This window comes from Micromonospora sp. WMMA1949, assembly GCF_027460145.1.
In the GTDB taxonomy this organism is placed as follows: domain Bacteria; phylum Actinomycetota; class Actinomycetes; order Mycobacteriales; family Micromonosporaceae; genus Micromonospora.
Map to the genome: position 1 here is coordinate 769586 of NZ_JAPZBG010000001.1, position 26971 is coordinate 796556.

Below are 26971 nucleotides of genomic sequence, written 5' to 3' on the forward strand. Positions count from 1 at the left end.
TAATGCGTACCAGAACGAGGAAGTGGCTCACCGCGGGCGCCGCGCTGGCGCTGCTGGCCGCCGGTGTGCTCACGCCCGCCGGGCCGGCGGGCGCCGAGTCCAACGGCGGCACCCGGGTGATGCCGCTGGGTGACTCCATCACCGAGGGCACGCAGGTGCCGGGCGGCTACCGGATCGGCCTGTGGCAGCGGCTGGCCGGTGGCGGCTACCGGGTCGACCTGGTCGGCTCCCAGTTCAACGGGCCGGGCAATCTCGGCGACCACGACCACGAGGGTCACCCCGGCTGGCGCATCGACCAGATCGACGCCAACATCACCGGCTGGCTGAACGCCTACCAGCCGCGCACGGTGCTGCTGCACATCGGCACCAACGACATCCTGCAGAACTACAACGTGTCGACCGCGCCGAACCGGCTCTCCTCGCTCATCGACCGCATCACCAACACCGCGCCGAACGCGGACGTGTTCGTCGCGCAGATCATCCCGCTCGCCAACTCCGGCCAGGCGGCGGCGGTACGCACGTTCAACGCCGCGCTGCCCGGGATCGTGCAGTCGAAGGTAAACGCTGGCAAGCGCGTCCACCTGGTCGACCAGTACTCGGCGCTGACCACCGCCGACCTGATCGACGGCGTCCACCCGACCGCCACCGGCTACGACAAGATGGCCGCGGTCTGGTACCGCGCGTTGCAGTCGGTGTCCGGCAGCATCGGCACCCCTGGGAGCAGCGGCGGCACGTACCAGAACGTGCAGCTCGTGGGCGCCGGCTCGGGCCGGTGCCTGGACGTGCCGAACGGCAGCACCACGAACGGCACCGCGGTGCAGCTCTACGACTGCTGGGGCGGCACGATGCAGCGCTGGACCTACACCTCGGCCAAGCAGTTGCAGGTGCTCGGCAACAAGTGCCTGGACGCCAGCGGGCGGGGCACCGCGAACGGCACCAGCGTGATCATCTGGGACTGCAACGGCCAGCCCAACCAGCAGTGGAACCTCAACGCCAACGGCACGATCAGCGGGGTGCAGTCCGGGCGCTGCCTGGACGCGGCCGGCTACGGCACCGCCAACGGAACCAGGATCAACCTCTGGGACTGCCACGGCGGCACCAACCAGCAGTGGAGCACGCGCGCCTGACCGGCACGCGACGGGCTCCCCGGCGGCGTCCGCCGGGGAGCCCGTCCGGGCGTCGCCCGCCGCATGACCAGCGGCGGACCCGGCGGGTACGTAGAGTGCGAACCATGTCGAAGCCGCCGCTGCCCGAGCCCGCCGTCGCCATGCTGGGCAAACCGAATCCCGCCGTCATCGCCACGCTTCGCGACGGCCAGCCGGTGTCCGCGGCCACCTGGTACCTCTGGGAGGACGGCCGCGTCCTGGTGAACATGGACGAGGGCCGCCGCCGGCTGGCACACCTGCGCAGCGATCCCCGGGTCTCCCTGACCGTGCTGGACGAGGGGAACTGGTACACCCACGTCAGCCTGATCGGGCGGGTGGTCGAGCTGCGCGACGACGAGGGCCTGGCGGACATCGACCGGATCTCGCAGCACTACACCGGGCGCCCCTACCCCCGGCGGGACCGCGCCCGGGTCAGCGCCTGGATCGAGATCGAGCGCTGGCACGGGTGGGGCGCGCACAAGGACACAGCCAGACCGGCTGACGGCGCCCCCACGATGTCCGACCCATGCGGAAGAGTGTCGGGCATGAGTGAGCCGTACGACCCGAAGGCAACGCTGCACCACTACCTGCGCGCGATCCGGGAGAACCTGATCTGGAAGCTCGACGGGCTGAGCGAACGCGAGGCCCGGCTTCCCCGCACCGCGACCGGCAACAACTTCCTGGGCCTGCTCAAGCACTGCCTGAACGTCGAGGCCGGCTACTTCGGGCTCACGTTCGGCCGCGAGTTCCCCACGCCCGAGGAGCTGGTGCCGTTCGACGCGTTCGACACGGACCCGCAGGCGGACTGGTACGCGCGAGAGGACGAGACCAAGGACGGGCTGATCGACCTGTACCGCCGCGTCGGGGCGTTCGCGGACGAGACGATCGAGACGCTGCCGCTGGACGCGCCGGGGCGGGTGCCGTGGTGGCAGCCCGGCCGGCAGGACGTGACGCTGCACCATGTCATCGTGCACGTCTGCGTCGACCTGGCCCGGCACGCCGGGCACGCCGACGTCATGCGCGAGCAGCACGACGCGACGGTCGGGCTGGGACGGGACAACCGGAACGTTCCCGAGGGCTACGACTGGCCGGCGTACGTCGGTAAGCTGTCGGCGCTCGCCGACCGGTTCGCGTAGCCGGCCCTTCCGGTATGCCGGCCGGAAGTTTCAACCATATTTCGGACAGCGGATCGACAGGACCAGCAGCATCGTGAACCATCTATCCCATGAAGATCCGGCCCGCCGTCGCTCCGCCGACCGCTGAGGACACCGGTCCCGCGCAGCCTCCCGCCGACCCGCCCACGGACGAGCAGCCCTCGGACGAGCGCCCCTCGGACGGCAGACGCCGGTGGCGGCCGAACCCGGAGTGGACGCTGGCGATCCTGGGCAGTCTGCTGCTGGCGGTGGTGCTGACGTGGCCGACGATGCGTCACCCGGCGACCACGATCCCCGGTGACCTGGGCGACCCGACATTGCAGGCGTGGCAGGTCGCCTGGTCGGGGCACGCGCTGCTCAACGACCCGGCCAACCTCTGGAACTCGAACACGTTCTTTCCGGAGCGCTACACCTACGCCTACAGCGACACGCTGCTCGGGTACGCCCCGTTCGGGATGCTCGGCTCCGGCTTCGAGGCCGCCGTGATCCGCTACAACGTCCTCTACGTGCTGCTGCACGCGCTGGCGTTCCTCGGGGCGTACGCGCTGGCCCGGCAGCTCGGCGCCAACCGCTGGGGCGGTGCGGTCGCCGGGATCGCGTGGGCGTACGCGCCCTGGCGGCTGGCGCACTCCGGCCACCTGAACATCCTGTCCAGCGGCGGGATCGCGCTGGCCCTGGCGATGCTGGCCCGTGGTCACGGCTGGTCGCTGCGCCACGGCTACCGGCCGGAGCGCCGCAAGCCCGGCTGGGCGGTGGCCGGGTGGCTCGTCGCGGCCTGGCAGGTCACGCTCGGCTTCGGCATCGGGCTGCCGCTGGCCTACTTCCTGCTGGCCGCCGTGCTGGTGGCGGCCGGTTGCTACGGCTGGTCCTGGTGGCGCAAGCGGGAGCGGCCCCCGTTCGGCCGGCGGCTGCTGATCGCCGACCTGGCCGGCGGCGCCGTGTTCGGCACCGTGACGCTGCTGCTCGGGCTGGTCTACCTGCGCGTGGTCGACCTCAACCCGCAGGCCGTCCGGTCGCTGGACTGGACCAAGATGTTCTCCCCGCCGCTGATCGGGTTCGTCACCGCGCCCGGCGACTCGTGGTTGTGGGGGGAACGGCACGCCGCCGCCCGCGAGCAGCTGACCTGGCCACCGGAGATGGCGCTGCTGCCCGGCATGACGCTGATCGGGCTGGCCGCGGCGGGGCTGTTCGTCTCGGCGTTCCCGGTGCGGCACCGGGTCGCGCTGGGGCTGGGCGTGGCCGGCACGGTGCTGCTGGGCCTGGGTGCCACGCTCGGCGGGGACGGCGACCCCGGCTACCTGACGTTGTCCAATCTCCTGCCGGGCTGGGACGCGTTGCGCACCCCGGGCCGGATGATGCACTGGACCAGCCTGCTGCTGGCCGTACTGGCGGCCGGGCTGGTGACGGCGCTGGCCGAGTCGTTGCGCCGGCCCGCGGCCGCACGCGCGTCCCGGGCCGCCGCGGCGCTGGTCCTGCTGGTGCCGCTCGCCCTGGTGACGCTGGAAGGCGTCAACCGCACGCCGCACCCGGTCGTGCCGACACCACCGGCCGCGATGCGGACCGCGCCGGAACCGATGCTGGTGCTGCCCGCCGGCGGGGTGGGCGACCTGAACTACATGCTCTGGTCCACCGACGGGTTCCCCCGGATCACCAACGGGCTCGGCGGTTTCGAGCCGGTCACCCAGGCCCAGACGCGGGTCGCCGTGGCGACGTTCCCCGACGCGGGCAGCGTGGCGTACCTGCGTGGGATCGGCGTGCGGTCGGTCGTCGCGGTGCCGAGCCGCGCGGCGGGGACGCCGTGGGAGGGCATCGAGACCCGGCCGGTCGACGGGCTGGGCATCACCCGGGAGGATGTCGATGGCACGCTTGTCTACCGTCTCTGACGCCGGGTACGCCCACCCGGGTGAAGGCCGGGCGGGGTGAGCACCGTGCGGTTGTCGGTGGTGGTGCCCTGCTTCAACGAGGAAGACTCGGTGGAGCGGCTGCACGAGATGCTCAGCGCCGCGTTCGCCGAGCTGCAGGACGTTGACGTCGAGGTGGTGTACGTCGACGACGGCAGCGAGGACGGCACCCTGGCGGCGCTGCGCCGGCTCGCCGCCGCCGATCCGGCCGTCTGCTACACCTCGCTGAGCCGCAACTTCGGCAAGGAGGCGGCCATGCTCGCCGGCCTGCGCCGGGCCACCGGCGACGCGGTCGTCATCATGGACGCCGACCTGCAGCACCCGCCACGGTTGCTGCCCGAGATGGTGATGCTCTACCGCCAGGGGTTCGACCAGGTGATCGCCCGCCGCGACCGGCGTGGTGACCGGTTCATCCGGATGGTCGCCTCGCGCTCCTTCTATCGCCTGGTCAACTGGTGGATAGACGTACGCCTGCTCGACGGCGCCGGTGACTTCCGGTTGCTGTCCCGGCTCGCGGTGAACGCGATCCTGGCGATGCCGGAGTACAACCGCTTCTCCAAGGGCCTGTTCTCCTGGATCGGTTTCCGCACCGCGGTGGTGGCGCACCGCAACGAGACCCGGCAGGCCGGGCGGAGCCGCTGGACGTTCGGCAAGCTGTTCAACTACGCGTTCGACGGCCTGCTGTCGTTCAACAACCGGCCGCTGCGCCTGGCCATCTACGGCGGACTGTTCCTCACGCTCATCGCGGTGGGCTACATGGCCTGGGTCGTCGCGGACGCGGTGGAGAAGGGCATCGACGTGCCCGGCTACACCACCATCATCGTCAGCGTGATCGGCCTCGGCGGCATCCAGATGATGATTCTCGGGGTGATCGGCGAGTACATCGGCCGGATCTACTACGAGACGAAGCGCCGTCCGCACTATCTCGTGCAGGAGACCGAGCGCGTCGTCGACACCCCCGGCCGGGCGTCCCGGATTCCCGAGCAGCGTACGGCCACCGGCGAATCGATGGCCGGCGAAACCGGCTGAGCAACCCCGATCGGTGGGCGCCGATAGGCGCAGAATCGTTCTCTTTTCGCAGGTGGCGGGCGGTTGCTATGGTCGCCCGCGACGTCGGAGACCGGCGCCGAGGAAAGGGTTGCGATGGGGCTGATGGACAAGCTCCGGGGCGAGCTCATCGACATCATCGAGTGGCTGGACGACAGCCGCGACACGATGGTCTGGCGATTCCCCCGGTATCAGAACGAGATCAAGATGGGCGCCCAACTGGTCGTCCGGGAGTCCCAGACGGCGGTGTTCGTCAACGAGGGGAAGATCGCCGACGTCTTCCCGCCCGGGACGTACACGCTGGAGACCCGCAACCTGCCGATCCTGTCCACCCTGAAGGGCTGGAAGTACGGCTTCAACTCGCCGTTCAAGGCCGAGGTGTACTTCGTCAACACCCGGCAGTTCACCGACATGAAGTGGGGCACCCAGAACCCGGTCATCCTGCGCGACGCCGAGTTCGGCGTGGTCCGGGTGCGGGCCTTCGGCGCCTTCGCGGCCCGCGTGGTGGACGCGTCGCGCCTGCTGCGGGAACTGGTCGGCACCGACCCGCAGTTCCGCACCGAGGAGGTGCAGGAATACCTGCGGCAGCTCATGGTGGGGCGCCTCGGCGGCGCGCTCGCCACGGCCGGGGTGCCGCTGCTGGACCTCGCCGCGCACCAGGACGCGATCGGCCGGCGGCTGGCCGCCGTGCTGACCGAGGAACTGGCCGAGGTCGGTATCGCGATCCCCAAGTTCGTCATCGAGAACGTGTCGGTGCCGCCGGAGGTCGAGCAGGCGCTGGACAAGCGGACCAGCATGGGCGCGGTCGGCGACCTGGACCGGTACACCCGCTTCCAGGCCGCCAACGCGATGGAGGCCGCGGCGAACAACCCGGGTGGCGAGGCGGGCGCGGGCATCGGCCTGGGCATGGGCATGGCGATGGGCCAGCAGATGGCCCGGACCATGGGCGGTGGCGCGGCCACGCAGCCGGCGCCGGCCCAGCCCGCCCCCGCGCAGCCGGCCGCCGCCGAGCCGCCGCCGCTGCCGGGCCAGGCCCAGTGGTACGTGGGCGTCGGCGGCCAGCGCCAGGGTCCGTACGACCTCGGCGGGCTGGCCGAGCAGGCGAACGCGGGCGCGCTCGGCGCGGAAACGCTCGTCTGGCGTACCGGGATGGCGCAGTGGCAGCCGGCCGGGCAGGTGCCCGAGCTGGCGTCGGTGCTCGCCAGCGTCCCGCCGCCGCTTCCGCCGCAATGAGCGACACGGCTGTCTCACCGCCCTCCTACCAGTGCGGGGGTTGCGGCGCCCGGGTGGAGTTCGCGCCCGGCACGACCGCGCTGAGCTGCCCGTACTGCGGGCACCGGCAGGAGATCGCCGGTGCCGGCCGGGAGGTGCGCGAGCACGCGTACGCGGATCTGGCGTCGCTGCCCCGCAAGCCGGTGGCGAGCGTCGGGGCGCACACGTTCGTCTGCCCGGGCTGCGGCGCCCGGACGGAGAGCGACGCGCTGGCGCAGCGCTGCCAGTTCTGCGCGACTCCCCTGGTCTCCGACGCCGGGGCGGGTGAGCTGATCGCGCCGGAGGCCGTGCTGCCGTTCGCGGTGGACCGCAACGGTGTGCGGACGGCCCTGGGCCAGTGGTGCCGCAGCCGCTGGTTCGCGCCCGGGAGCCTGAAGAAGATCAGCGAGGCGGAGACGCTGAAGGGCACGTACCTGCCGCACTGGACGTTCGACGCGCGGACCGTGTCGGACTACCAGGGCCAGCGGGGCGAGCACTACTACGTCACCGAGACGTACACGGTGACCGTCGACGGCAAGCAGCAGACGCGGACCCGGCAGGTGCGGCACACCCGGTGGCATCCGGCCGCCGGCACCGTACGCCGGGACTTCGACGACGTTCTGGTGCCCGCCACCACCCACCTGCCCACCGAGCAGTTGGACAAGCTGGCGCCGTGGCCGCTGGCCGAGGCGACCGCGTTCCACGGTGACTACCTGGCCGGATACCAGGCGCTGCGGTACGACACCGAGCCCGAGGCGGGCCTGACCGAGGCGAAGGCGCGGATGGCGCCGGTCATCGAGAAGGACTGCCGGTCCGACATCGGCGGTGACGAGCAACGGGTGTCCGCAGTGGACACCACGTACTCCGACGTGTCGTACAAGCTGGTCCTGCTGCCGGTGTGGATCGCCGCGTACCTGCACGCGGGCCGGTCGTACCAGGTCCTGGTGAACGCGCGCACCGGTGAGGTCATCGGCGAGCGGCCGTACAGCACGGCGAAGATCGCGGCGGCGGTGTTCGCCGCGCTGGTGCTCGTCGCCGTGGTGGTGGCGTTCATGATGAGTCGTTAGCGTCGCCGCGCCGTCGAACGCCCACGGGCCACCGGCATCCGTCACCGGTGGCCCGTGCGCGTCGCGCCAGGAGACTGACCGAGCGGCCGATTCGCCGCCGCGCCGATCCGCCGCAGAGTGAGGGAACGACCACCGGCCGAGCGGCGAAGGGCAGCCCCGATGGACTCACTGCGCAGGACGTCGCTGGTCGCGGGCGGGTTCTACCTGCTCACCTTCGTCTCGATCCCGACCCTCACGCTGTACGCCCCGGTACGCGAGGCGGACTACATCCTCGGCACCACGCCGGACACCCCGGTCGTCGTCGGCGGCGTCCTGGAGGTGATCGTCGCCCTCGCCTGCATCGGCACCGCGGTCGCGCTGTACCCGGTGCTCAGGCGGCAGGGCGAGGCGCGGGCGCTGGGCTTCGTCGCCGCCCGCGTGCTGGAGGCCGCCGGCATCTTCATCGGCGTCGCGAGCATCCTGACCCTGGTCGCCCTGCGGCGTGCCGGCGCCGAACCGGACGCGCTGGTCACCGGCCGGACGCTCGTCGCCTTCTACGACTCGGTGTTCCTGCTCAGCCAGGCGCTCCTCCCGGCCGTGAACGCCCTGCTGCTGGGCACCCTGCTCTACCAGTCCCGCCTCGTACCGCGCGTGCTGCCGCTGCTCGGGCTCGTCGGCGCGCCACTGCTCGTCGCCTCCGACCTCGGCACCCTGTTCGGCGCCTGGGACCGGCTGTCTCCGGTGGCGGCGGTCGCCGCGCTGCCCATCGCGGTGTGGGAGTTCTCGCTCGGCGTCTACCTGGTCGTCAAGGGCTTCCGGCCCTCCCCCGTGACGGCCGGCGCGGTCGAGCCCCGCCCGGTCCAGGACGCCACCGTCCGAGCCGGGTCAGGCCCGCGCGCCGCCGTCGACCCGCAGCACCGTGCCGGTGACGAAGGAGGCGCGGTCGCTGAGCAGCCACGCGGCGGCCTGGGCGATCTCGTCCGGTTCGGCGGCCCGGCGCAACGGGCTGGCGGCGGCGAGCCGGTCGATGATGCCGGGCGACTCCGCGTCCCAGGAGCGCATCATCTCGGTGAGCGTGCTGCCCGGGGCGATCGCGTTGACGCGGATGCCCTCCGGCCCGTAGGTGATCGCCGCGGACTCGGTGAGGCTGTTCACCGCCCGCTTCATCGCCCCGTACGCGGGCAGCGCGGGGTTGCCCATCAGGCTGCCGACGCTGGAGTTGTTCACGATCGCGCCGGTGCCGGCGGTGGCCCGGATCGCGGCGACCTCGGCGACCATGGCGAGCCACGGCCCCTTGAGGTTGACGGTGTAGATGTGGTCGAAGTCCTCTTCGCGTACCCGGTCCATCGGTCCGGGCGGCACGATCGTCGCGCCGTTGTTGAAGGCGACGTCGAGGCGGCCGTACACCTCGACCGTGCGGTCCACGGCGGCGCGCACGCTCGCCGCGTCGGCCAGGTCGCAGAGCACGTACTCGGCGGTGCCGCCCGCGGCCCGGACCTGCTCGGTGACCGCCTTCAACTGCTCCTCGGTCCGGGCGGCGAGCAGCACCCGGGCGCCCTCGGCGGCGAACAGCCGGGCCGCCGCGGCGCCGATGCCGCGCCCGGCGCCGGTGATGAAGGCGACCTTGCCTGCGAGCAGGCCCTCAGTGTTCCGTGTGGTGTCCATGCGGCAAGCCTGCGTGCGGTCGCCGAGCCCATCCAGGCACCGGCGGTACCTGGTTACGCTTCGCGGCACGCGGGCACACTGGGGTCGTGGACCGACGTGAGCTGGCAGTGTTCCTGCGCAGCAGGCGGGAGCGGATCGCCCCGGCCGACGTGGGCCTGCCCGCCGGGCAGCGCCGCCGCACGCCGGGGCTGCGCCGCGAGGAGGCGGCGCGGCTGGCGTTCATCTCGACCGAGTACTACACCCGGCTGGAACAGGGGCGGGGTCCGCGTCCGTCGCGGGAGGTGCTGGCCGGGCTGGCCCGCGCGCTGCGGCTGTCCGACGCAGAACGCGACCACCTCCACCACCTGGCCGGGGAGTCGCCCGCGCCGCCGCCCGGGCCACCCCGGGAGGTACGCCAGAGCGTGCTGGACCTGCTGCACCGGCTGCCGCAGGCGGCGGCGTTCGTGACCTCGGCGACGTTCGAGGTGATCGCCTGGAACGACCTCGCGGCGGCCCTCATGGAGGACTTCTCCGCGGTGCCCCGGCGGGACCGCAACCTGGTCCGCCGGGCCTTCCTCGGCCCGCACCTGATGTACGGCGTGTCGGACGCGAGCGAGTTCGCCCGCCACTCGGTCGGGCGGCTGCGCGCCGCCGCGGCCCGCTATCCGGACGACCCGGAGATGGCCGCGCTGATCGCGGACCTGCTCGCCGGCAGCGAGGAGTTCGCCCGCCTGTGGGCCTCCCACGACGTCGGCGGCGCGCGGACGCTGAGCAAGACGTTCCGGCACCCGCTGGTCGGGCCGGTGACCGTCAACTGCGACGTCCTCGACATCACCGACCGCGACCAGCAGGTGGTCATCTACACCGCCACGCCCGGCTCCCCCTCGGAGGAGGCGCTGCGGCTGCTCTCCGTGATCGGCACCCAGCGGATGACCGTCGAGCACTGACCCGGCCACGCCGGCGGACCGTCAGCAGCCGATGCGGGTGGAGCCCATCGCCACGTCGTCGTACCAGAGGGTGTCGGCGCCGCCGCCGTAGCTCTCCCAGCCCAGCTTCAGGTCGGTGAGCTGCGGTCGCCAGGTGCGGTTGTACCACTGGCCGTCGATGTCGTGCGTCGGTACGCCGTCGGCGGTCAGCCCGGTCACGGCGACGCCGTCCAGCCAGGTACGCAGCTGACCGGCGGAACCGTCCACCATGAACTCCAGGCAGGCCCAGCGGTTGGTGGGCAGCGGCACGCTCTGCGCCACCCCGGCCGGGCTCTGCTCGGGCAGCGTGGCGTCGTCGGACGCGCGGTTCCACTGCAGCGCGCCGTTCTGGCCGCCGAGCCGCAGATCCCGGTTCCCGTCGGCGGCGTCAGCCATCGTGATCATCGTGGTGTGGTCGGTGGGCTGAGCGGTGGTGTGCCGCACCCAGATCCGGGCGTACCTGATGCTGCCGAGGCCGCTGAGATTCTTCGTGGTGCGGACGAAGACGTGGTTGCAGTACCCGGCGGCGCCGTTGATCCGTACCGCGCGGCTGCCGCTGTGCGTGGTGGTCGTGTCGATGGTGGCCGTGCCGGCACCGGAGCAGTCCGGGCTCACCACGCTCCAGTCACCCGACGGCGTCGGACCGGTCTGGTTCTCGAAGCCGTCGCAGAGCACCGCCCCCGCGCACCCGCTCGGCGGCGGGGTGGTCGGCGGCGGCGTCGTGGGAGGTGGCGTCGTGGGCGGCGGGGTGGTCGGCGGAGTCGTCGTGGGCGGCGCGGTCGTGGGCGGCGGCGCCGTCGTCGGCACCGTCGTGGTGGGCGGCGGCGTGGTGGGCGGCGGCGTGGTCGGGCCGGCGCCGTTGCACGGTACGCCGTTCAGGCTGAACCCGGTCGGCGCGCCGCCGGCGGTGCCGTACGTGCCCTGCACGCCGAACTCGGTCGAGCCGCCGGCCGGGATGCTGCCGTTGTACGACAAGTTCCGGGCGGTCACCGTCGACCCGGACTGGCTCACTGTGGCGTTCCAGCCGTTCGTGACGCGTTCGTCCCCGGCGTACGACCAGGTGACCGTCCAGCCGGAGACGGCGGTGTCACCCGGTGACACCTTGATGTTCGCGGTGAACCCGCCGGGCCACTGGTTGGGGGTGTAGTCGACCCGGCAGCCCTGTGCGGCTGCGGCCGGGCCGGTGAGCAGGGCCGTACCGGCCGCGGTGACGGCGGCCAGCGCGGCGACGGCCGCCACGAGCGGGCGGGCGCGGAGAATCGTCATGGGAAGTCCTTCGGCGTCGGACAGGGCGCAGCGGCGCGCGTCCTCGTCGGACGCGGCGGTGCGCGAGGGTGCGGCGCGGCGGTGCGCCACGGTGAGTGGTCGCTGCGTACGACCGATGTGCCCGGCTCGAAGGTGGCCCGGTCAGCCGCCGAGGTCCGGTTCTCGCGGACCTCGGCGACGCCCGAGCTCAATCTATTTACCGCCGCCTATCCAATCAAGGTCTGCGCCGGTACGGATGCCCCGTGACCCGGCTCGGCGCCCGCGCCGCCCAACCGTGGTTGCCAGCCGTCGCGATAGCGCACCCCGCCGGGTCGCAGCCGGATCCGGTCGTGGGGCGCACCGGGGACCGGTTCGGTCCGGATCGTCTCCGGCCGGTCCACGACGACGCAGACCTCCTCCCCCGGCCACCACCAGCCGCAGGAGCGGGCCAGGTCGGCCCAGGTGTCGAGGTGTCCGGACCCGTCCGGCCCGTACCGGGCGAGACCGAGCCGGCGCAGCACGTCGTAGTAGGCGATCCAGGACGCGTCCTGCTGCCCGTACCAGCACACCGGCACCGGGCCGTCGCTCGCGAGCGCCGCACGCACCGGCAGGTAGAACCCGTGCGCGAGACTCCGGTGAAGTGCCCGGCGGACGCCCTGGTGCAGCACGACCGCGAGCGGTACGCCGCTGTCGAGAGCCCGGAGCGGCGCCAGCTCGGGCCAGGGCTCCTTGGCCTTACCGGTACGCGCGGGGGACAGCTCGGGATCGGTGTGCGCGACGCCCGCGCTGAGCACGCCCCGGAGCTGGGAGACGACCATGGCGATGTCGCTCGCCGGCATCGGCGTCCGGGGCGGCCGTACCGCCCGGACGCGCTCGTGCAGCTGGTCGAGGGTGGGCCAGCCGCTGACCAGAGAAAGTGCCTTGGCCGGCGAGTCGACCCATTCGAACCGGGGCCGGGGCCGCGACGCCCTCGCGTAGACGGCGGTCAGGCAGCGCTCGGCGGTCGGCCGGTCGGCCGTCTGTGTGGACAGGGCGTGGTCGAGCCATTCCTGGCGGATCCGGACTGCCTGCTGCCACAGATCGTGCGGGATCTTCGCGGCGTCGTCGCGCCGCGTGGGGGCGCTCATCGCGCCGGGGCGTCGCCGCCCTTCCGGTAGGAGATCATGCAACGACTCTGACCCACGTCGCGGCACCGCTCAAGCGAATTCCGGTTCTTCTCGGTCATCCGCTCGTGGCCCGTAGTGGTGCGTCCCGGCCATATAGTGACCCTCGTGGACAGTGACCGTCTGACCCGCTCCCCTGTCGTCACCGCGCAGATGCTCATCCGCCGGCCCGCCGCCGAGGTCTTCGAAGCGTTCGCCGATCCGGCGGTGACCACGAGGTTCTGGTTCACCAGGAGCAGCGGCCGGCTGGAACCCGGCGCCACCGTCACCTGGGACTGGGAGATGTACGGCGTCTCCACCGTCGTGACAGTGAAGGACGTGGAGGAGAACCGCCGCATCCTGGTCGAGTGGGATCCCGAGTCCCCCACCCGGGTCGAGTGGCGATTCCTGCCCGGTGACGGCGACACCACGCTGGTCCGGGTCACCGAGAGCGGCTTCGCCGGCACCGCCGACCAGGCCGTCAGTAAGGCGATCGACTCGATGGGCGGGTTCACCATGGTGCTCTGCGCCTGCAAGGCGCTGCTGGAGCAGGGTGTGCTGCTGAACGCGGTCGGAGACGCCCACCCGTCCGGATTCGAGGACTGACCCGCCCGCCACCGGCTCGGCGGTCCGGTCAGGCGCCGGCGACCGGCACCGGCGCGAACAGGGGTGGCGCCGGATCGGCTGCCCGGATCGCGGTCACGAGCTGGGCCAACTGCGGGTAGTCGTCGCGGGCCGCGCGGAGCAGGTGGTCCGCGTCGGCGTGGTTGCCGAGGTACGACTCGGCGGCCGCGCGCAGGAGAAGCGCGACGGCGCAGAGGTCGCGCGGTTCGGCATCTGGGCGAACGTCGAGAAGCAGCTGTCGCGCGTCCCCGGGTCGCTGGTCGAGCAGGTGAGCCAGGCCCGTCACGATCCGGGCGGACAACGCGCCTGGCTGCGGCCGGACGGCGATCCGGGCGAGTTCCGAGATCTCCCGCACGTCCCGGCGTGCCACGGGCGCGCCGGCCACCACCGCGGCGTACAGGTACCACAACCCGAACTGGACGCTCAGCACCTGGCCGATCGCGGCGGCGGCAGCGGGATCGGTGCGGCCCGCGCGAGCCAGCGCCGCGAGCCGCTCGGCCTCGGTGACCAGTTCTGCCGACCGGGTGGGCGCCGCCATCAGTCTCTGCTGGTAGGCGGCGAGGGCCAGGAGCGGGTCGTCGCCGGAGCGGGCCTGAATCCCGAGCCGGTGGACGTCACCACCCACTCGGGCAACCGCCCGCACCGCCCTGACCACCTCCTCCTGGTAGTAACCCGCCCGCAGCCCGTCACGGGCGGCTGCCGGAGCCCGGAGCCAGCGGAGCAGGTTCTGACCGTCACTGCAGGTCGAACGCCCCGGAAGGAGGTTGGTCAGGCCGAGCAGCGCCCCGACGAACGCGGCGCCGAGCAACGTCAACCGCGTCAACGCCGTACCGGTGGACGTCGACACGACGACGAGTGCCGTCGCGGCGCACAGGTTGGCCAGCGGGCCCCCGGCGTAGAACAGCACCATCCGCAGCGGCAACGCCATCGTCGACGGTGAAGGCCGGACCGACACCTCGTTGCGCCAGCCGTTGAAGGGCGCGACACGGACCGCGACGACCGGCAGGCGCAGCAGCTTCGCCGCGACGAGGTGGCCGCACTCGTGCAGCACGAGGTGCAGCCACAGCGACACGCAGGTTAGGCCGGCGGCGGCGATCGCACCCGTCACGGACTCGGTGACGAGCAGCGCGAACGCCGTCGTCTCCACCGCCAGGAGGAGCGGCACGGCGAGCAGCCGACGACGGAGCTTCACCAGGAGAGGGTACGGCCGGGATGCCGAGCAGCGTGCCCCTCGGCTGATCGGGCCACGGGCCGAACCCCTGAAATCGGATGCCGGGCCCCGGCCATGATCAGCACAATGGAGGCGTCCACCGGGATCGGGAGGTGATCGGCATGCCAGAGAGGCGTTAGTCCCGCGCACGGTGCGCGGGCGGCCGGAGGGCGGTCGTCACATGGCCCGTACCGACATCCACCGACCCGAGCGGGTGCAGCGGCGGGATCCGTACCTGCGCGGCTGGTTCACCGACATCCACCGGCACGACTCCGGCCCCTGCGACCTGGCCGAGTTCCTCGCCTCGCCCGCGTGGCTCCGTACCCGCTGCCACCGCGAGGTGTCGCCGCAGGCGCCGAACCTCTGCGGCTGCCGGCTCTGCACCTTCCAGGCGTACCACAGGCTCGGGCGCAGCCAGGAACGCGTCGCCTGGCGTTCGATCCGCCGGCGGCTCCTCGCCGAGTACCGGGGCGGCGAGCGCGACCTCGACGTGCCCCCGATCCGTGGGAAGGCGTGGTAGCCACACGCTTGACCACCGATGAGTTCACCCGCCCTGGCTGGTCTGACCCGGTGTATCCGATCGGATACGGAGAACCGGCAGACCGCCAGGAGGGACGAGAACCATGACCGTCGTCGACACCACTCCCCCGCCCGTCGCCCGTGGGCTGAACCGCACGTTGTGGGTGCTCCAGGGCTTCCTCGGCGTCTTCTTCATCGTCGCCTCGGCCGCTCCCAAGCTGTTCGGCGAGACGAACACGGTCCAGACCTTCGAGGACATGGGCGCCGCGCCCTGGTTCCGGTATTTCGTCGGCCTGGTGGAACTGGCCGGTGGCATCGGGCTGCTGGTGCCGCGGCTGGCCGGCCTGGCCGCCGTCGGGCTCGCGCTGCTCATGGTCGGCGCCGCGATCACCCAGGCGTTCATCCTGGACGGCGGCGCGCTGGTGCTCACCCCCGTGGTGTTGTTCGTGCTGTTCGTGTTCATCGCGTGGGGCCGCCGCCACTCGATCACCCGGCTCCTCGAACGCTGAACCGGGGGTGCGCCGGCCGACCAGTCAGGGCGTCCAGCGCACCCCCGGGTTCACCCGCCCGTACCAGTCGAAGAGGGCCATGTTGTCCCACCCGTTCCCGGTGCCGTTGATGTTCGCCGGGTCCCAGCCGTTGCCGGGGACGGCATACCAGGTGGGTTCCCAGTAGAAGACCCCGGTGGCGCCGGCGTTGCGGGCGGTGTTCTGGACCCAGTCGAACTGCTGGGCCTGTCCGGCCCAGGTCGCGCTGATGCCGTCGCAGGTGGCGTCGCCGCCGATGACGTTCGGCTGGCCGTCCGCGTCGGCCCGGGTGAAGGGGTACGCGGTCTCCACGATCACCACCGGCTTCCCGTAGCGGTTCCGCAGGTCGACGATGTTGTTGTAGAGGTTCGCCAGGCTGCCGTGCCACACGCAGTAGTACGACAGGGCGGTCATGTCCCACTGCACGCCCTGGGCGCGGATGCCGTCGTAGAACCACCTGGCGTTGGCGTTGCTGTCCGCGTTCGCGGTGTGGATCATGACGGGGATACCGCCGCCGCACGCCTTCACCGCGTTGTAGCCCTGCTTCAGCAGCCCGGCCAGCGGGGCGAAGTCGTTGTTCACGACCTTGCCCTCGTTCCACAGCATCCCGACGTTGATCTCGTTACCGATCTGCACGCTGTCCGGCAGGGTGCCCTGCCCCCGCAGGGCGGCGCAGACGTCGTAGGTGAAGGCGTACACGTCGTTGCGCAGCTGACTGAGGCTGTGCCCGGCCCAGGCGGCCGGCTTGTACTGCTTGCCGGGGTCGGCCCAGGTGTCGGAGTAGTGGAAGTCGATCAGCACCTTGAGGCCCTTGGCCTTCGCGACGCGTGCCTGGGCCAGCACCTTGCTCTTGTTGTTGTAGCCGCTGGCCGGGTTGTTCCAGACGCGCAGCCGGACGTAGTTGGCGCCGGCGGACCGGAGGATGTCCAGCGGATCGCGGGCGACCCCGCCGGCGTCGTAGTACTTCGCCCCCAGGTCCAGGCTGCGCTGCAACGAGGAGACGTCCGCGCCCCGCATGACGAGCGTGTTCGCGGCGGCGACGGGCGCCGGCGTACCCCCGATCGTGGTGGTGAGGGCGAGGACGACGGCCGTGACGGCCCCGGCCAGGGTCCGGCGGCGGCGATGCGGTGTGCTCACGGGATTCCCTCTCAGCCGACAGTGCAGGGCGCGCCGTTGAGCGAGAACGCGGTCGGCGGCGCGTCGCTGGCGCCCCACCGGCCCTGGAAGCCGAAGGTCGCGGATCCGTCCGGCGCGATGACCCGGTTCCAGTCGACGTTGCGGGCGGTCACCGTGGCGCCGGTCTGCCCTACTGTGGCGTTCCAGGCGTTGGTGACCTGCTGGTCGCCGGGGAATCCGAACGTGACGATCCAGCCGTCGACCGGCGCCGTCCCGGTGTTCTGGACCGTCACCGCGGCGACGAAACCGCCGGGCCACTCGGACTGGTTCCGGTAGGTCACCCGGCAGGTCGAGGGCGGCGGTGGCGGCGGAGTGGACGTCGTGGGCGCGGCGACCGTGTTGGAGGCGATCGACACGTTGCCGGCGGCGTCCCGGGCCCGCACGTAGTACAGGGTGCGCAGCGGCGTCGACGGGGGCAGCGGCCCGGTGTACGTGGTCCCCGGCACGGTGGCGACGAGCGTCGAGGTGAACCAGCCGTCGAACCGGTAGATGTTGTACCCGAGCACGCCGACGTTGTCCGTCGACGGCGCCCAGGACAGCGTGGCGGCGGAGCCGGGCACCTCGCTGACCGTGAGGTTCTGCGGCGCGCTCGGCGGGGTGGTGTCCGGGCCGGTGTCGGTCACCGGAGTAACCACCTTCAGCTCGTCGGTGGCGGGCGAACGGCGGCCGTCGCCGTCGCGGGCCGACACCCGGAACGAGTACTGCTGGCCCGGCTGGATGTAGTTGGTGATCGTCACGGTGGTGACGTCGCCGAGGCTGACGCTGTAGATCACGTCGCTGAAAGCCTGGTAGTAGGTGATGTCGTACCCGACGACGGGGCAGCAGCCGCGCGTGGCGGCCGTCCAGGTGAGGGTGACCGACGTGGTCCGCACCTGGGTGGCGGCCAGGTTCGTGGGCGCGCTCGGCGGGAACGGCGTGGTGCTGGGCGGGTCGGGCGTCCTGGGCGTCGACGTGGGCGTCACAGTCCCGGTCGGGTCCGCGAGGGGCACCGCGGCGCCGCCGGGCGCCGGTGCGGCAGCGGGGTACGCGGTGCCGGCGCCGGCCGACGGCGCGGCGCTCAGGGCGGTGACCAGTACCGCGGCCGACAGCACGACGGCGGCCGGCAGACCCGGCCGCAGGCGGCGGAACAGCGAGGACGACGAGACGGCAGCCATACGTCGACGATGCCGTCAACACATCGATGATCGCCAACGTGTCCCACACCTCGGTCGGCACGGCAGCCTCTCGCGAGGTACGACTCCTGCCTGATTCGTCGTTTTGCGCCGCCTATCTGATGGATCAGACACAATCGGAACGACAGGGTGACCGCTGCAGAACGGCCACCGCACGTACGAAGGCTGGACGGGAACCCGCGATGGCCACCTTCGAGTACCGCTGCCCGCAGGACGGCAACTTCGACGTCGCGATGCCGATCGGCACCGCGGGCCCGTCGACGAGCTGCCCCCGGTGCGGACGCCCGGCGACACGGGTGTTCTCCGCGCCCCGGCTCGCCCGCATGCCGGCGGCGCTGCGCGAGGCCGTCGACCGGACCGAGCGCAGCGCGGAACAGCCGGAGGTGGTCGGGCGGGTACCCGGCGGTCGCCCGGCGCGCCGCTCGACGAATCCGGCCCACGCCCGCCTGCCCCGATGGTGACCACGAGAAGGGCTCAACGCCGTGCCTGAACTGCTGTTCCCCCTCGACTCCGCGAAGAGGTTCACCGACCAGGAGAAGGTCGGGCACAACCGCTGGCATCCCGACATCCCGCCCGTGGCGACGGTCCGGCCCGGACAGTCGTTCCGTGTCCACTGCCGCGAGTGGTTCGACGGCGCGATCCACAACGACGACTCCGCCGAGGACATCCGGGACGCTCCGCTGACCCGGGTCCACGCGCTCAGCGGCCCGTTCGCGGTCGAGGGCGCCGAACCGGGCGACCTGCTCATGGTCGACATCCTCGACATGGGCCCGATCCCGCAGGAGTCCGGCCCGCTGGCCGGCCAGGGCTGGGGTTACACGGGCATCTTCCCCAAGAACAACGGCGGCGGCTTCCTGACCGAGCAGTTCCCCGACGCGTACAAGGCGGTCTGGGACTTCTCGGGGCGCAAGGCCACTTCCCGCCACATCCCCGGGGTCTCGTTCACCGGGATCGCCCATCCGGGGCTGATGGGCACCGCCCCGTCCGCGTCGCTGCTGGCCACCTGGAACCAGCGGGAGGGTGCGCTGATCGCCACCGCGCCCGACCGGGTGCCGCCCCTGGCCCTGCCTCCGGAGCCGCAGGACGCGATCCTCGGCAGGCTCAGCGGCGCCGACTTCGACCGGGTGGCCGCGGAGGCGGCGCGGACCGCTCCGCCCCGGGAGAACGGCGGGAACCAGGACATCAAGAACTTCACCGTCGGCAGCCGGGTCTTCTATCCGGTGTTCGTGCCGGGAGCCAACCTGTCCCTAGGCGACCTGCACTTCTCCCAGGGCGACGGAGAGATCACGTTCTGCGGCGCCATCGAGATGGGCGGCTTCGTCGACCTGCACGTGGACCTGATCAAGAACGGCATGCAGACGTACGGCGTCGCCGAGAACACGATCTTCATGCCGGGTGACACCCCGCCGCAGTACTCCCAGTGGCTGGCCTTCTCCGGGCTGTCGGTCACCCTCGACGGCGAACAGCGGTACCTCGACTCGCAGCTCGCCTACCAGCGCGCCTGCCTGCACGCCATCGACTACCTGACCCGGTTCGGCTACCAGCCGGAACAGGCGTACCTGCTGCTCGGTGCCGCACCGATCGAGGGGCGGCTCTCCGGCGTGGTGGACATCCCCAACTCCTGCGCGACCGTCTACCTGCCGACCGAGATCTTCGACTTCGACATCCGCCCCTCGGCCTCCGGTCCGACCCGGATCGACCCGGGCAAGGGCGCCCCGAAGGCCACCATGAGCTGAGTCGACGACCACACCACCGGTTCCGAGGGTGGGCCGAGGCCTCGCCGCCCGTGGCGTGAGGGTGTCGGGCTAGAGGATGCCGCGCCGGCGGGCGACGGCGACCGCGGACGCGCGCTCGGGCACCTCCAGCTTGGCGTAGATGTGCAGGAGGTGGGTCTTCACGGTGGCCTCGCTGATGAACAGCGCGGCCGCGGCCTCGCGGTTCGTCCGCCCCCGGGGTGACCATGGCCAGGACCTCCCGTTCCCGCGCGCTGAGCCGGCCCTCGGCCGGCGCGGGGTGCCGACGTACGCGGGACAGCAGCAGAGCCGCGACGGACGGGGACAGCACTGTCTCGCCCCGGGCGGCAGCGCGTACGGCGCGGAACAGCTCCTCGCGCGGCGCGCCCTTGAGCAGGTAGCCGACCGCACCCGCCTCGACGGCCGGCAGGACGTCCGAATCAGTGTCGTGCGTGGTGAGCACGAGAACCCGCACGGTCGGCACCCGTTCGAGCAGCAGGCGGATCAGCGTGCCACCACTCGACTCCGGCATCCGCAGGTCGGCCAGCACGACATCCGGTCGCACGGCCTGCGTCACGGTCAACGCCTCCGCGCCGCCGGCCGCCTCCGCGACAATCTCGAAGTCCGGCTGGGTGCCGAGCATCCCGCGCAACCCGTCGCGTACCACGGATGGCGTCCACGATCACCAGCCGCAGGCGCGTCACCGGGCCGCCTCGATCACCGGCACCGTGACACTGAGCGCGGTGCCGGCGCCCGGGGACGACTCGATGTCCACCGAGCCGGCCAGGGCCTCGGCGCGCTGGCGCAGCGCGGTCAGCCCGAACCCTCCGGAGTGCTCCGCGGCGAAGGCTCCCGTCGTCGCGTACGTCAAGCACGAGGACATCCTCATGTAGGACAAGGTGACGTGGACGCGCTCGGCCCGCGCGTGCCGTCCCACGTTCGACAGCGCTTCCTGGACCGCGCGCAGCACCGTCACGTCGACCTCCGAGTGCGCGGGCAGCGGGGTGCCGGTCACGGTGAAGCTCGTGGCCACGTCGTACTGCTCGCTCCAGGCTGCCACGGCCTGTCGCGTGGCGTCGCAGAGCCGGGCGTCCTGCAGCGGCCCGGGGCGCAGTGCGTCGATCGACCGGCGCACCTCGTCCAGGCTCGTACGAGCCAGGGAGCGGGCGGTGTCCAACCGGCGGCGCGCCTGGCCCGAGGGGACGTCGTCGATCGTCTCCAGCTGCATGACGATTGCGGTCAGCCCTTGGGCGGCGGTGTCGTGGATCTCCCGGGCGAGCCGGGCCCGCTCCTCGGCGACGCCCGCCTCCCTGGCCTGAGCCGTCAGCAGTTGATGCAGCCGGGTGTTCTCGGCCATCGAGGCGGCCAGCCGGTCGTTGGCCTTCCGCCGCCGGACCGCCTCCCGTTCCATGGCCCGGATCATCGCGCCCACCCCAGCGGCCAGCGGCGTCACGACCCCCAGGTTGATCAGGAGCGACCCGGCGTTCGCGCCGGACACCACGAGCGCCGGTGCGCTTGCGGCGACCACGCCCGGGTACGCCCACCAGCCTGGCAGCGCCACGAACGCCAGCAGGTAGCAGGCAGGGATGAACAGCTGGAGCGCGTCACTGCGCAGCACCAGCACGACGGTGCACCCGACCACGCCCGCGTAGTAGACCACCATCGTCAATGACCTGCGCTCGCACCACTGCGGATGGAACAGGACGAACCACCAGTGCCACAGGGCGAGCCCGGCGGCGATCGCCGCCGAGGCCAGGCGGTCCCCCTGGGCGACCTCGTCGACGGTGACGGACACCGCGCACGCCAGCAGCAACAAGGGGTACGGAATCAGCGCCCACGCCCGATTCCACCGCAGCTCCCGCTGCCGGCCAAGGGTCTCCGCCACAGACGTCACCCCGCCATCGTCGCGCTGTCCCACACGTTTGTCGGCGCAGCAACACCTCGGCGGGCCCGCGCCGCCCCGACCCAGCACATCAGCTCGGCGAGCAGCACCGACACCAGCCACGTGCCCAGGGCGAGCACCGTGACCTCGGCGCTGCCGAGCGTCGCGCCCAGCCCCAGGGTGAACGGCAGCAGCAGCGTCACGAAGACCACCGACTGGAACAGGTAGCAGGACAGCGAGCGCTGCCCGCACGCGACGAGCGCCCGGACCGCCCTTCCCGGCCGGTCGCCGACGCGGATCGCCGCCAGCCCGATCAGCGCCGAGCACCCGAGGCCCCTGGCGACGCCGGTCACCGCGAGCCCGGCCGGCAGCCCTCCCGCCACCGCCAGGGTGACGCCAGCGACCGCCGCGCGGACCAGCAGGACGCGGTGCGCGACCGGGTCGGTGAGAACCCCACGCCGGGCGGCCCAGGTGCCGATCAGCACGGCGCTGCCCACGCCGATGACGCCGAAGGGGTCATCAGCCATTCGAGCGGACGCAGGGCCAGTGCCTCGAACGGGTCGGCGATCTCGAACGACCAGAAGAACGAGCGCCGACCGGTCGAGGGCATCGCGTATGCCCCCCCCTGGACGAGCGCGACGACTGTCAGCCACCACGCTGCCGCGACCATCAGCGTCCGGTCCGGCACCCGGGCCAGCGCCACCAGCGCGGCGACCAGCACGATCTCGTGGATGCCCTGGTTCCGCAGGACGGTCAGCGGGTCCGAGAACCCGCCGTACCGGAACGCCTCGACCAGGTCGTCCAGGCCGATGAGGACGCCCAGCGCCAGCACCGCCAGGGCACCGAGGTGGATGCCCTGCCAGAGCAGCACGGCGGTGGGCCGGGGGACAGTGCCGCCGCCGTACATTCTCGTCCCTTTCGGCGCCTTCCGGCACAGTGCGGGTCGCCGCTGCCGTCCGACAGGTGGCGGCGGCACCGGACGAGTTCGCGCGAGTGCTTTCGTAACACGCGGGAGTCTTCGACGAGCCGGTCCTTGACTGCTGGGAAGCACCCGGTGGTGCATCGCGGGAAGCGTCAGCCGCATGGCCAGTCCATAGTGGCCGGGCGACGCAGTACGCACCCAACTGGCGGGCGGCTCGACGAAAACGGAGGCCGTCGGCTACCCGCACGACCTGACCTCACTCTCGCGCCTTGTCGTACACAACGACGACACGTAGAAGTCTCTCTATGAGAGTGCCTCGTCCTGGCAGCAACAGTGATTGGCGGACGCAAGCCGGCAACCTGTTCACGGATCGCGAGGCCGAGTCGCAGGCGTTCAAGTCAGCGTTGGCGGCCTTCCGGCAGCTGCTCGACCGGAACGACGACATCGGCCCCGAGCGGCTCAACGTACTCACCTTCTACGGGCTCGGCGGCGTCGGCAAAACGGCACTTTCAGAGCGACTGGAGGCATGGGTAAGGCGGGATCTGCCGCTGGCCAACGGCTGGGGTCCGCCCCCGTCCGCCAAGGTCGAGGCGATCATCCGAATCGATCTGCACGGCTCGGCGGGCCAGGTGGACATGCTGGCGGTGCTGCTCGCGCTGCGTGCCGGTGTGGCGAGCGTCCGTCGTCGGTGGCCGCTGTTCGATCTGGCCTTCGCGGCTTACTGGTCGGCAGTACGCCCTGGCGATCCCCTGCCCAGCATCGACAGCCGGGGCGAATACGCCGACGTGGTCGCCGACATGGCCAGCAACATCCTCAACGATCTCGGGGCGGTGGGCGAGCTCGTCACCGGCACCGCAGTCGGCCTCGGAGTCCGAGGAGTTCGCACAATCCTCGGGGTGCTGCGCAGAAGGCGAGACGTGCAACTCGGTCTGAAGGCGTACGCCGGTTTCGAGGAGTTCCTCCTGCGCTGCGCGGACGAACCCAGCCCCACCGAATCGCGGCCCGCACTTGCCTGTGAGATCGCGGCCCTGCTGTCTTGGGAACTAGCCATGATGACACCGTCCGCGCTCGTGGTGGTCTTCATCGACACCACGGAACGCCTCGCTTTGGACCCGCGAAGGGTGGCCGAGGGCCACCTGAATGCGCTCATCCACGGCATGCCCAACGTGCTGTTCGTTCTGACCGGGCGGTATCAGCTGGACTGGCATCGGCACAACCGGACCGACCTGCCTTATCGCGGTCCACGGATCTGGCCCGGCCTGGTGCCGGCGGCACCGAAGCCATTGCGTCAGCACCCCGTCGATGACCTCTCTCCGGCCGATGCCCGGACGTTCATTCAACGCGCCCGGACCGGGCTCGACCTGCCGTTGACCGACGAGGTTGTCGAGGAACTGGTCGGGTCTTCTGCGGGGCTGCCGCAGTATCTCGAGCTCGCCTGCCAGGTGGCATTCTCCGCCAAGCAGGCCGGCCAGGGCCGCGCCGTCGAGATCGGCGACGTCACCGGAGGGCTGGCTTCGCTGGTGATGCGCGTCCTCGACGACATTCCCCACGACGAGCAGCGGGCAATCCGCGCGGCCTGCCTGTTCCGCATCTTCAACACATCGCTGATCGCCGCGGCCGCTGACGTCGACCACGGGTGCGCCGAACGTGCCGTGACTCGTCCAATGGTAGAGCCGCACGACAGTGATCGGTTCCCGTACCGGCTACACGACGCGGTACGGGAGGCCATCCGGCGTACTGATCACCAGGTTGCCGGAGGTTGGACAGAACGCGACTGGGAGCTCGCCGCCACCCGCGCTGCTGTGGCGACGCACGAGATGCACGCCGTCGCCAAGGCTCAGGAGGACACCCGGGGGGTCCTGGACGCCGTAGGCATCGCGATCCAGTTGGTCTGCGACCAGAACACCACCCTTGAGTCCTCGCCCAGCCGTTCCTATGCGGATTGGTTGACCAGTGCTGTGGTGTTCAGCCCTGCCATACCGGGCCTGCGGGCTCGGGTGCCGGCGCAGAGCAGAACCGAGTACGGCAGGCATGTCCTGAACTTCATCACTGCCAAGTCCCTCGACACACCCGTCGAGGAACGCTTGGCACTCCTGCGGGAGATCTCGCGCGCAGATCACCCGATGCGCCGAGTAGCTCACCGGCACCTCGGTTACGCACTGAAGTCGCAATGCCGGTGGGAGGAGGCGCTGGCGGTGTTCGACGAGCTCATTGAGGAGTCGCCTTCCCAGTTCCATCTCGGGCAACGACCGCAGATCCTGAGCACCGCCCGCCGGTTCGTCGAGGCCCGCGACGCCGCAAGGGGCCTCAAGATCGAGGCACTGATCATGAGGGCGCAGGAGTACACGCACGGCTGTCCTGATCGGTACTTCACCGAGATCGGCGACAAGTTGTCGAGCCTGCGGTATGCCGGGCGGCAGCGTGAATACCTTGAGGACCTCGGGGTCTACCTCGAGCGCCGAGCCTTTCTGCACGACGATCTCGACATCGAGAGCGTCAGGAAGCTTCGCGACGACGCCGAAATGTCCGGTCATACCGTCGCGATCCGCTCCGGTCTGCTCGCCACGATTCTGCTGCGCCGGTCGGACCCGACGGAGACGTCCATTCTGCTCGACCGGCTCAAGACTCTTGATCAGGCATCCGGCCCCGCTGGCGCCATCGGCTTCCGATACGCGTTGGCCGAGTTCTGCGACGCACGTCTCGCTGGCGACCGGGACCGGCTGGCGGCCCTACAGCATGAGGTCGACCGGCTGCCCGTCCGTACCCGCCCCTGGATTCAGGTCGAATGCTTTCTCGACTCGGTGGGCTTCCCCGTGCGTTCCGTGCCGACCCAGTGGCTCGAGCCGTACGACGTCGTTCGGCCGCGATGGGAGGGCCACCTCCACGCGTATCTGACCCGCCACGGATCAGATCTCTCCCGATGAGGAGTAGTAGTAGTCATGCCGATCTTCAACCGAAGGAAGAAGGGCACCGCCTTCTGGCAGGAGCCTCCGTTCCGATCCGCTGATCTGCAGCAACTTCACGAGTACGCCATCGGCTGCGTTGTCAGGGAGGACGGGGTGGGAATGATGCGCAGCGGCTGGGCGATCTATCGAAGAGCGGGTCTGCATTCCTGTCAGTCTTCGGAATTCCTTCGGGACGGATACCTGTACTGGTCGCAGAGCCCAGCGTTCCAGCCGGACGTGGCACTGGCGTTCCTGACCGATCTGTTCGAAAGGCTCAACGCCTGTGATCCGGTCCCGCCGCCCGACGTCTACGCCGTGCCACCGGCGCTGATCGAGCCGATGGCGGCTCACTACACGATGCGTTGCTGGGCCGGCGTCGAACTCGTGGAGACGGCGGACCGATTGAGTCGGCCGGACATCGGGGAACGCTTCGAGCCGAGCGTCTTCCTGGCGATCGCCAGAACTCCATCGCCCTTCGTTCCCGCGCGCGCCAGAGGTTGGGCGCGGACCTACGCGCGGAGACGCGGCCACCCTGATCCGTGGCCCGCATTCGGGGCCTGACGCGCCGCCGCGACGGCCGTTGCTGACTCTTCGCCGAGGAGCCTGGGCACATCTCGTTCCGGGCGACAAGGTAGGCCGGTCAGTGGTGGTGGATCGGTGTGTCGAGGTCCGTCAGCCGCCGGCCGGAGCCGCCCGCGGCCAGGGCGACGAACTCGGCGGCGATCGCCACGGCGGTCTCCTCCGGCGTCCGCGCCCCCAGGTCGAGCCCGATCGGTGAGGAGAGCCGGGCGAGGGCGGCCTCGTCCACACCCGCCTCGCGCAGGCGTCGCAGCCGGTCGGTGTGGGTGCGGCGGCTGCCCATCGCGCCGATGTAGCGGGCCGGGGTGCGCAGGGCGACCTGGAGCAGCGGGACGTCGAACTTCGGGTCGTGGGTGAGGACGCAGAGCACGGTGCGCTCGTCGACGGCCGTCGACTCCAGGTACGTGTGCGGCCACTGCACGACGAGGTCGTCGGCGTCAGGGAAGCGCTTGCGGGTGGCGAACACCGGACGCGCGTCGCACACCGTGACGTGATAGCCGAGGAAGCGGCCGATCCGGGCCACCGCGACGGCGAAGTCGATCGCGCCGAACACGATCATCCGTGGTGGGGGCAGGTACGACTGGACGAAGACGGACACCTCGTCGTGCCGCTGCTGCCCGCGCGTGCCGAGCTGGATGGTTCCGGTGGTGCCGAGGGCGAGCATGCCCTCGGCCTGCTGCGCCACCGCGCGGTCCAGGTCGGCGTCGCCGAGGGTGCCGGCCACCCGGTCGGGCCAGACCGCCAGCTGGGCGTTCCCGGCCGACGCGGTCGCCACCGGCGCGCCGGCCCGGATCGCGGCGAACACCGCGTCGGGCTCGGTCAGCACGACGTCCGGCTGGACCAGCACCTCGATGGTCCCACCGCAGGTCAGGCCCACCTCGAAGGCGTCGTCGTCGCCGACACCGTAGGTCTCGGTGCTCGCCTGGCCGGTCCGTATGGCCTCCCGGCAGAGCTCGTACACCGCGCCCTCGACGCAACCTCCCGAGATGCTGCCGACGACCTCACCGTCGGCGCCCACCGCCATGGCCGCGCCCGGCGGTCTGGGCGCCGACCTCCAGGTACGGACGACCGTCGCGACGGCGAACCGGACGCCGGCGGCACGCCACGCGGTAAGCCCGTCGACGATGTCTCGCATTGCCGCA

24 protein-coding genes and 3 pseudogenes are annotated in these 26971 nt (G+C 71.4%); 16 read left to right on the forward strand and 11 right to left on the reverse strand.

All coding sequences use genetic code 11. The features are described from left to right. Positions 1-2 precede the first annotated feature (2 nt). The 8 genes and pseudogenes from O7607_RS03360 to O7607_RS03395 form a co-directional block, all read left to right on the forward strand. A complete protein-coding gene (locus O7607_RS03360) occupies positions 3-1127 on the forward strand; it encodes an RICIN domain-containing protein (protein WP_269700914.1) in 1125 nt (374 codons plus the stop codon). Positions 1128-1267: 140 nt separating this feature from the next. Then, a pseudogene (locus O7607_RS03365) lies at positions 1268-1603 on the forward strand (TIGR03618 family F420-dependent PPOX class oxidoreductase); the annotation flags it as partial. A gap of 87 nt (positions 1604-1690) precedes the next feature. Then, on the forward strand, positions 1691-2281 hold the full coding sequence (locus tag O7607_RS03370) for a DinB family protein (RefSeq protein WP_269706882.1): 591 nt from the start codon (positions 1691-1693) through the stop codon (positions 2279-2281). A gap of 89 nt (positions 2282-2370) precedes the next feature. After that, positions 2371-4182, forward strand: a complete 1812-nt coding sequence (locus tag O7607_RS03375; protein WP_269700915.1) for a hypothetical protein — start codon at positions 2371-2373, stop codon at positions 4180-4182. A 36-nt stretch (positions 4183-4218) separates the two neighbouring features. Next, positions 4219-5229, forward strand: coding sequence for a glycosyltransferase family 2 protein (locus O7607_RS03380; RefSeq protein ID WP_269700916.1), 1011 nt, complete (start codon positions 4219-4221; stop codon positions 5227-5229). A gap of 123 nt (positions 5230-5352) precedes the next feature. Further along, the gene (locus O7607_RS03385; RefSeq protein ID WP_269700917.1) at positions 5353-6480 is read left to right on the forward strand and encodes an SPFH domain-containing protein; all 1128 of its coding nucleotides are present in this window, start codon (positions 5353-5355) and stop codon (positions 6478-6480) included. A 53-nt stretch (positions 6481-6533) separates the two neighbouring features. After that, the gene (locus O7607_RS03390) at positions 6534-7565 is read left to right on the forward strand and encodes a hypothetical protein (RefSeq protein WP_269700918.1); all 1032 of its coding nucleotides are present in this window, start codon (positions 6534-6536) and stop codon (positions 7563-7565) included. 159 nt (positions 7566-7724) lie between these two features. Next, a pseudogene (locus tag O7607_RS03395) lies at positions 7725-8345 on the forward strand (DUF4386 domain-containing protein); the annotation flags it as partial. 84 nt (positions 8346-8429) lie between these two features. Here O7607_RS03395 and O7607_RS03400 read toward each other — a convergent pair. Next, positions 8430-9209 (reverse strand): SDR family NAD(P)-dependent oxidoreductase, encoded by a 780-nt coding sequence (locus O7607_RS03400; protein ID WP_269700919.1) that lies wholly within the window; start codon positions 9207-9209, stop codon positions 8430-8432. 86 nt (positions 9210-9295) lie between these two features. Between O7607_RS03400 and O7607_RS03405 the strand changes: the two genes are divergently transcribed. Continuing rightward, positions 9296-10135 carry a helix-turn-helix transcriptional regulator gene (locus O7607_RS03405; protein WP_269700920.1) on the forward strand — a complete coding sequence of 280 codons (840 nt, stop codon included), beginning with the start codon at positions 9296-9298 and terminating at the stop codon, positions 10133-10135. A gap of 21 nt (positions 10136-10156) precedes the next feature. Here O7607_RS03405 and O7607_RS03410 read toward each other — a convergent pair whose 3' ends face one another. Further along, a complete protein-coding gene (locus O7607_RS03410; protein WP_269700921.1) occupies positions 10157-11419 on the reverse strand; it encodes a cellulose-binding domain-containing protein in 1263 nt (420 codons plus the stop codon). Positions 11420-11625: 206 nt separating this feature from the next. Beyond that, positions 11626-12525, reverse strand: a complete 900-nt coding sequence (locus O7607_RS03415) for a DUF6745 domain-containing protein (protein ID WP_269700922.1) — start codon at positions 12523-12525, stop codon at positions 11626-11628. 144 nt (positions 12526-12669) lie between these two features. Between O7607_RS03415 and O7607_RS03420 the strand changes: the two genes are divergently transcribed. Then, positions 12670-13146: an SRPBCC family protein gene (locus O7607_RS03420; RefSeq protein ID WP_269700923.1), complete on the forward strand. Its 477-nt coding sequence runs from the start codon at positions 12670-12672 to the stop codon at positions 13144-13146. Positions 13147-13174: 28 nt separating this feature from the next. On the opposite strand, the gene O7607_RS03425 is transcribed toward O7607_RS03420, so the two are convergent. Then, a complete protein-coding gene (locus tag O7607_RS03425) occupies positions 13175-14356 on the reverse strand; it encodes a hypothetical protein (RefSeq protein ID WP_269700924.1) in 1182 nt (393 codons plus the stop codon). Positions 14357-14555: 199 nt separating this feature from the next. Here O7607_RS03425 and O7607_RS03430 point away from each other — a divergent pair, with 199 nt between their 5' ends. Together O7607_RS03430 and O7607_RS03435 are read left to right on the forward strand one after the other, a co-directional pair. Then, positions 14556-14894 carry a hypothetical protein gene (locus O7607_RS03430; protein WP_269700925.1) on the forward strand — a complete coding sequence of 113 codons (339 nt, stop codon included), beginning with the start codon at positions 14556-14558 and terminating at the stop codon, positions 14892-14894. 103 nt (positions 14895-14997) lie between these two features. Further along, positions 14998-15402: a DoxX family protein gene (locus O7607_RS03435; protein WP_269700926.1), complete on the forward strand. Its 405-nt coding sequence runs from the start codon at positions 14998-15000 to the stop codon at positions 15400-15402. A 24-nt stretch (positions 15403-15426) separates the two neighbouring features. Here the strand turns inward: O7607_RS03435 and O7607_RS03440 are convergent, their stop codons facing one another. Beyond that, the gene (locus tag O7607_RS03440; protein WP_269700927.1) at positions 15427-16557 is read right to left on the reverse strand and encodes a glycoside hydrolase family 53 protein; all 1131 of its coding nucleotides are present in this window, start codon (positions 16555-16557) and stop codon (positions 15427-15429) included. A gap of 11 nt (positions 16558-16568) precedes the next feature. Beyond that, entirely contained in the window at positions 16569-17750 is a 1182-nt protein-coding gene (locus O7607_RS03445) for a cellulose binding domain-containing protein (protein WP_269700928.1), read from the reverse strand. Positions 17751-17950: 200 nt separating this feature from the next. On the opposite strand from O7607_RS03445, the gene O7607_RS03450 reads away from it, so the two are divergent. Both O7607_RS03450 and fmdA read left to right on the forward strand, forming a co-directional pair. Then, positions 17951-18229 (forward strand): FmdB family zinc ribbon protein, encoded by a 279-nt coding sequence (locus tag O7607_RS03450; RefSeq protein WP_269700929.1) that lies wholly within the window; start codon positions 17951-17953, stop codon positions 18227-18229. 21 nt (positions 18230-18250) lie between these two features. Continuing rightward, positions 18251-19504, forward strand: a complete 1254-nt coding sequence (gene fmdA / locus O7607_RS03455) for a formamidase (RefSeq protein WP_269700930.1) — start codon at positions 18251-18253, stop codon at positions 19502-19504. Between the two features lie 69 nt (positions 19505-19573). Here the strand turns inward: fmdA and O7607_RS30540 are convergent. From O7607_RS30540 to O7607_RS03475, 4 genes and pseudogenes are all read right to left on the reverse strand, one after another. Further along, positions 19574-20144, reverse strand: a pseudogene (locus tag O7607_RS30540) (response regulator). A 57-nt stretch (positions 20145-20201) separates the two neighbouring features. Further along, the gene (locus O7607_RS03465; RefSeq protein ID WP_269700931.1) at positions 20202-21386 is read right to left on the reverse strand and encodes a sensor histidine kinase; all 1185 of its coding nucleotides are present in this window, start codon (positions 21384-21386) and stop codon (positions 20202-20204) included. A gap of 5 nt (positions 21387-21391) precedes the next feature. Beyond that, positions 21392-21910 carry a DUF418 domain-containing protein gene (locus O7607_RS03470; protein WP_269700932.1) on the reverse strand — a complete coding sequence of 173 codons (519 nt, stop codon included), beginning with the start codon at positions 21908-21910 and terminating at the stop codon, positions 21392-21394. Beyond that, positions 21862-22290 (reverse strand): hypothetical protein, encoded by a 429-nt coding sequence (locus O7607_RS03475; RefSeq protein WP_269700933.1) that lies wholly within the window; start codon positions 22288-22290, stop codon positions 21862-21864. Before O7607_RS03475 ends, O7607_RS03470 begins: the two co-directional genes overlap by 49 nt. A 320-nt stretch (positions 22291-22610) precedes the next feature. Here O7607_RS03475 and O7607_RS03480 point away from each other — a divergent pair, with 320 nt between their 5' ends. After that, positions 22611-25229, forward strand: a complete 2619-nt coding sequence (locus O7607_RS03480; protein ID WP_269700934.1) for a hypothetical protein — start codon at positions 22611-22613, stop codon at positions 25227-25229. 15 nt (positions 25230-25244) lie between these two features. Further along, positions 25245-25811 carry a hypothetical protein gene (locus O7607_RS03485; protein ID WP_269700935.1) on the forward strand — a complete coding sequence of 189 codons (567 nt, stop codon included), beginning with the start codon at positions 25245-25247 and terminating at the stop codon, positions 25809-25811. Positions 25812-25890: 79 nt separating this feature from the next. Here O7607_RS03485 and O7607_RS03490 read toward each other — a convergent pair whose 3' ends face one another. Continuing rightward, entirely contained in the window at positions 25891-26964 is a 1074-nt protein-coding gene (locus O7607_RS03490) for an XdhC family protein (RefSeq protein WP_269700936.1), read from the reverse strand. Positions 26965-26971: the final 7 nt, after the last annotated feature.

Coding starts and splice junctions, on each gene's coding strand:
- O7607_RS03435 (WP_269700926.1), top strand. CDS start 14,998: ATGACCGTCGTCGACACCACTCCCCCGCCCGTCGCCCGTGGGCTGAAC.
- O7607_RS03430 (WP_269700925.1), top strand. CDS start 14,556: ATGGCCCGTACCGACATCCACCGACCCGAGCGGGTGCAGCGGCGGGAT.
- O7607_RS03450 (WP_269700929.1), top strand. CDS start 17,951: ATGGCCACCTTCGAGTACCGCTGCCCGCAGGACGGCAACTTCGACGTC.
- O7607_RS03485 (WP_269700935.1), top strand. CDS start 25,245: ATGCCGATCTTCAACCGAAGGAAGAAGGGCACCGCCTTCTGGCAGGAG.
- O7607_RS03360 (WP_269700914.1), top strand. CDS start 3: ATGCGTACCAGAACGAGGAAGTGGCTCACCGCGGGCGCCGCGCTGGCG.
- O7607_RS03375 (WP_269700915.1), top strand. CDS start 2,371: ATGAAGATCCGGCCCGCCGTCGCTCCGCCGACCGCTGAGGACACCGGT.
- O7607_RS03475 (WP_269700933.1), bottom strand. CDS start 22,290: ATGTACGGCGGCGGCACTGTCCCCCGGCCCACCGCCGTGCTGCTCTGG.
- O7607_RS03470 (WP_269700932.1), bottom strand. CDS start 21,910: ATGGCTGATGACCCCTTCGGCGTCATCGGCGTGGGCAGCGCCGTGCTG.
- O7607_RS03385 (WP_269700917.1), top strand. CDS start 5,353: ATGGACAAGCTCCGGGGCGAGCTCATCGACATCATCGAGTGGCTGGAC.
- O7607_RS03410 (WP_269700921.1), bottom strand. CDS start 11,419: ATGACGATTCTCCGCGCCCGCCCGCTCGTGGCGGCCGTCGCCGCGCTG.
- O7607_RS03490 (WP_269700936.1), bottom strand. CDS start 26,964: ATGCGAGACATCGTCGACGGGCTTACCGCGTGGCGTGCCGCCGGCGTC.
- O7607_RS03370 (WP_269706882.1), top strand. CDS start 1,691: ATGAGTGAGCCGTACGACCCGAAGGCAACGCTGCACCACTACCTGCGC.
- O7607_RS03445 (WP_269700928.1), bottom strand. CDS start 17,750: ATGGCTGCCGTCTCGTCGTCCTCGCTGTTCCGCCGCCTGCGGCCGGGT.
- O7607_RS03415 (WP_269700922.1), bottom strand. CDS start 12,525: ATGAGCGCCCCCACGCGGCGCGACGACGCCGCGAAGATCCCGCACGAT.
- O7607_RS03480 (WP_269700934.1), top strand. CDS start 22,611: ATGAGAGTGCCTCGTCCTGGCAGCAACAGTGATTGGCGGACGCAAGCC.
- O7607_RS03400 (WP_269700919.1), bottom strand. CDS start 9,209: ATGGACACCACACGGAACACTGAGGGCCTGCTCGCAGGCAAGGTCGCC.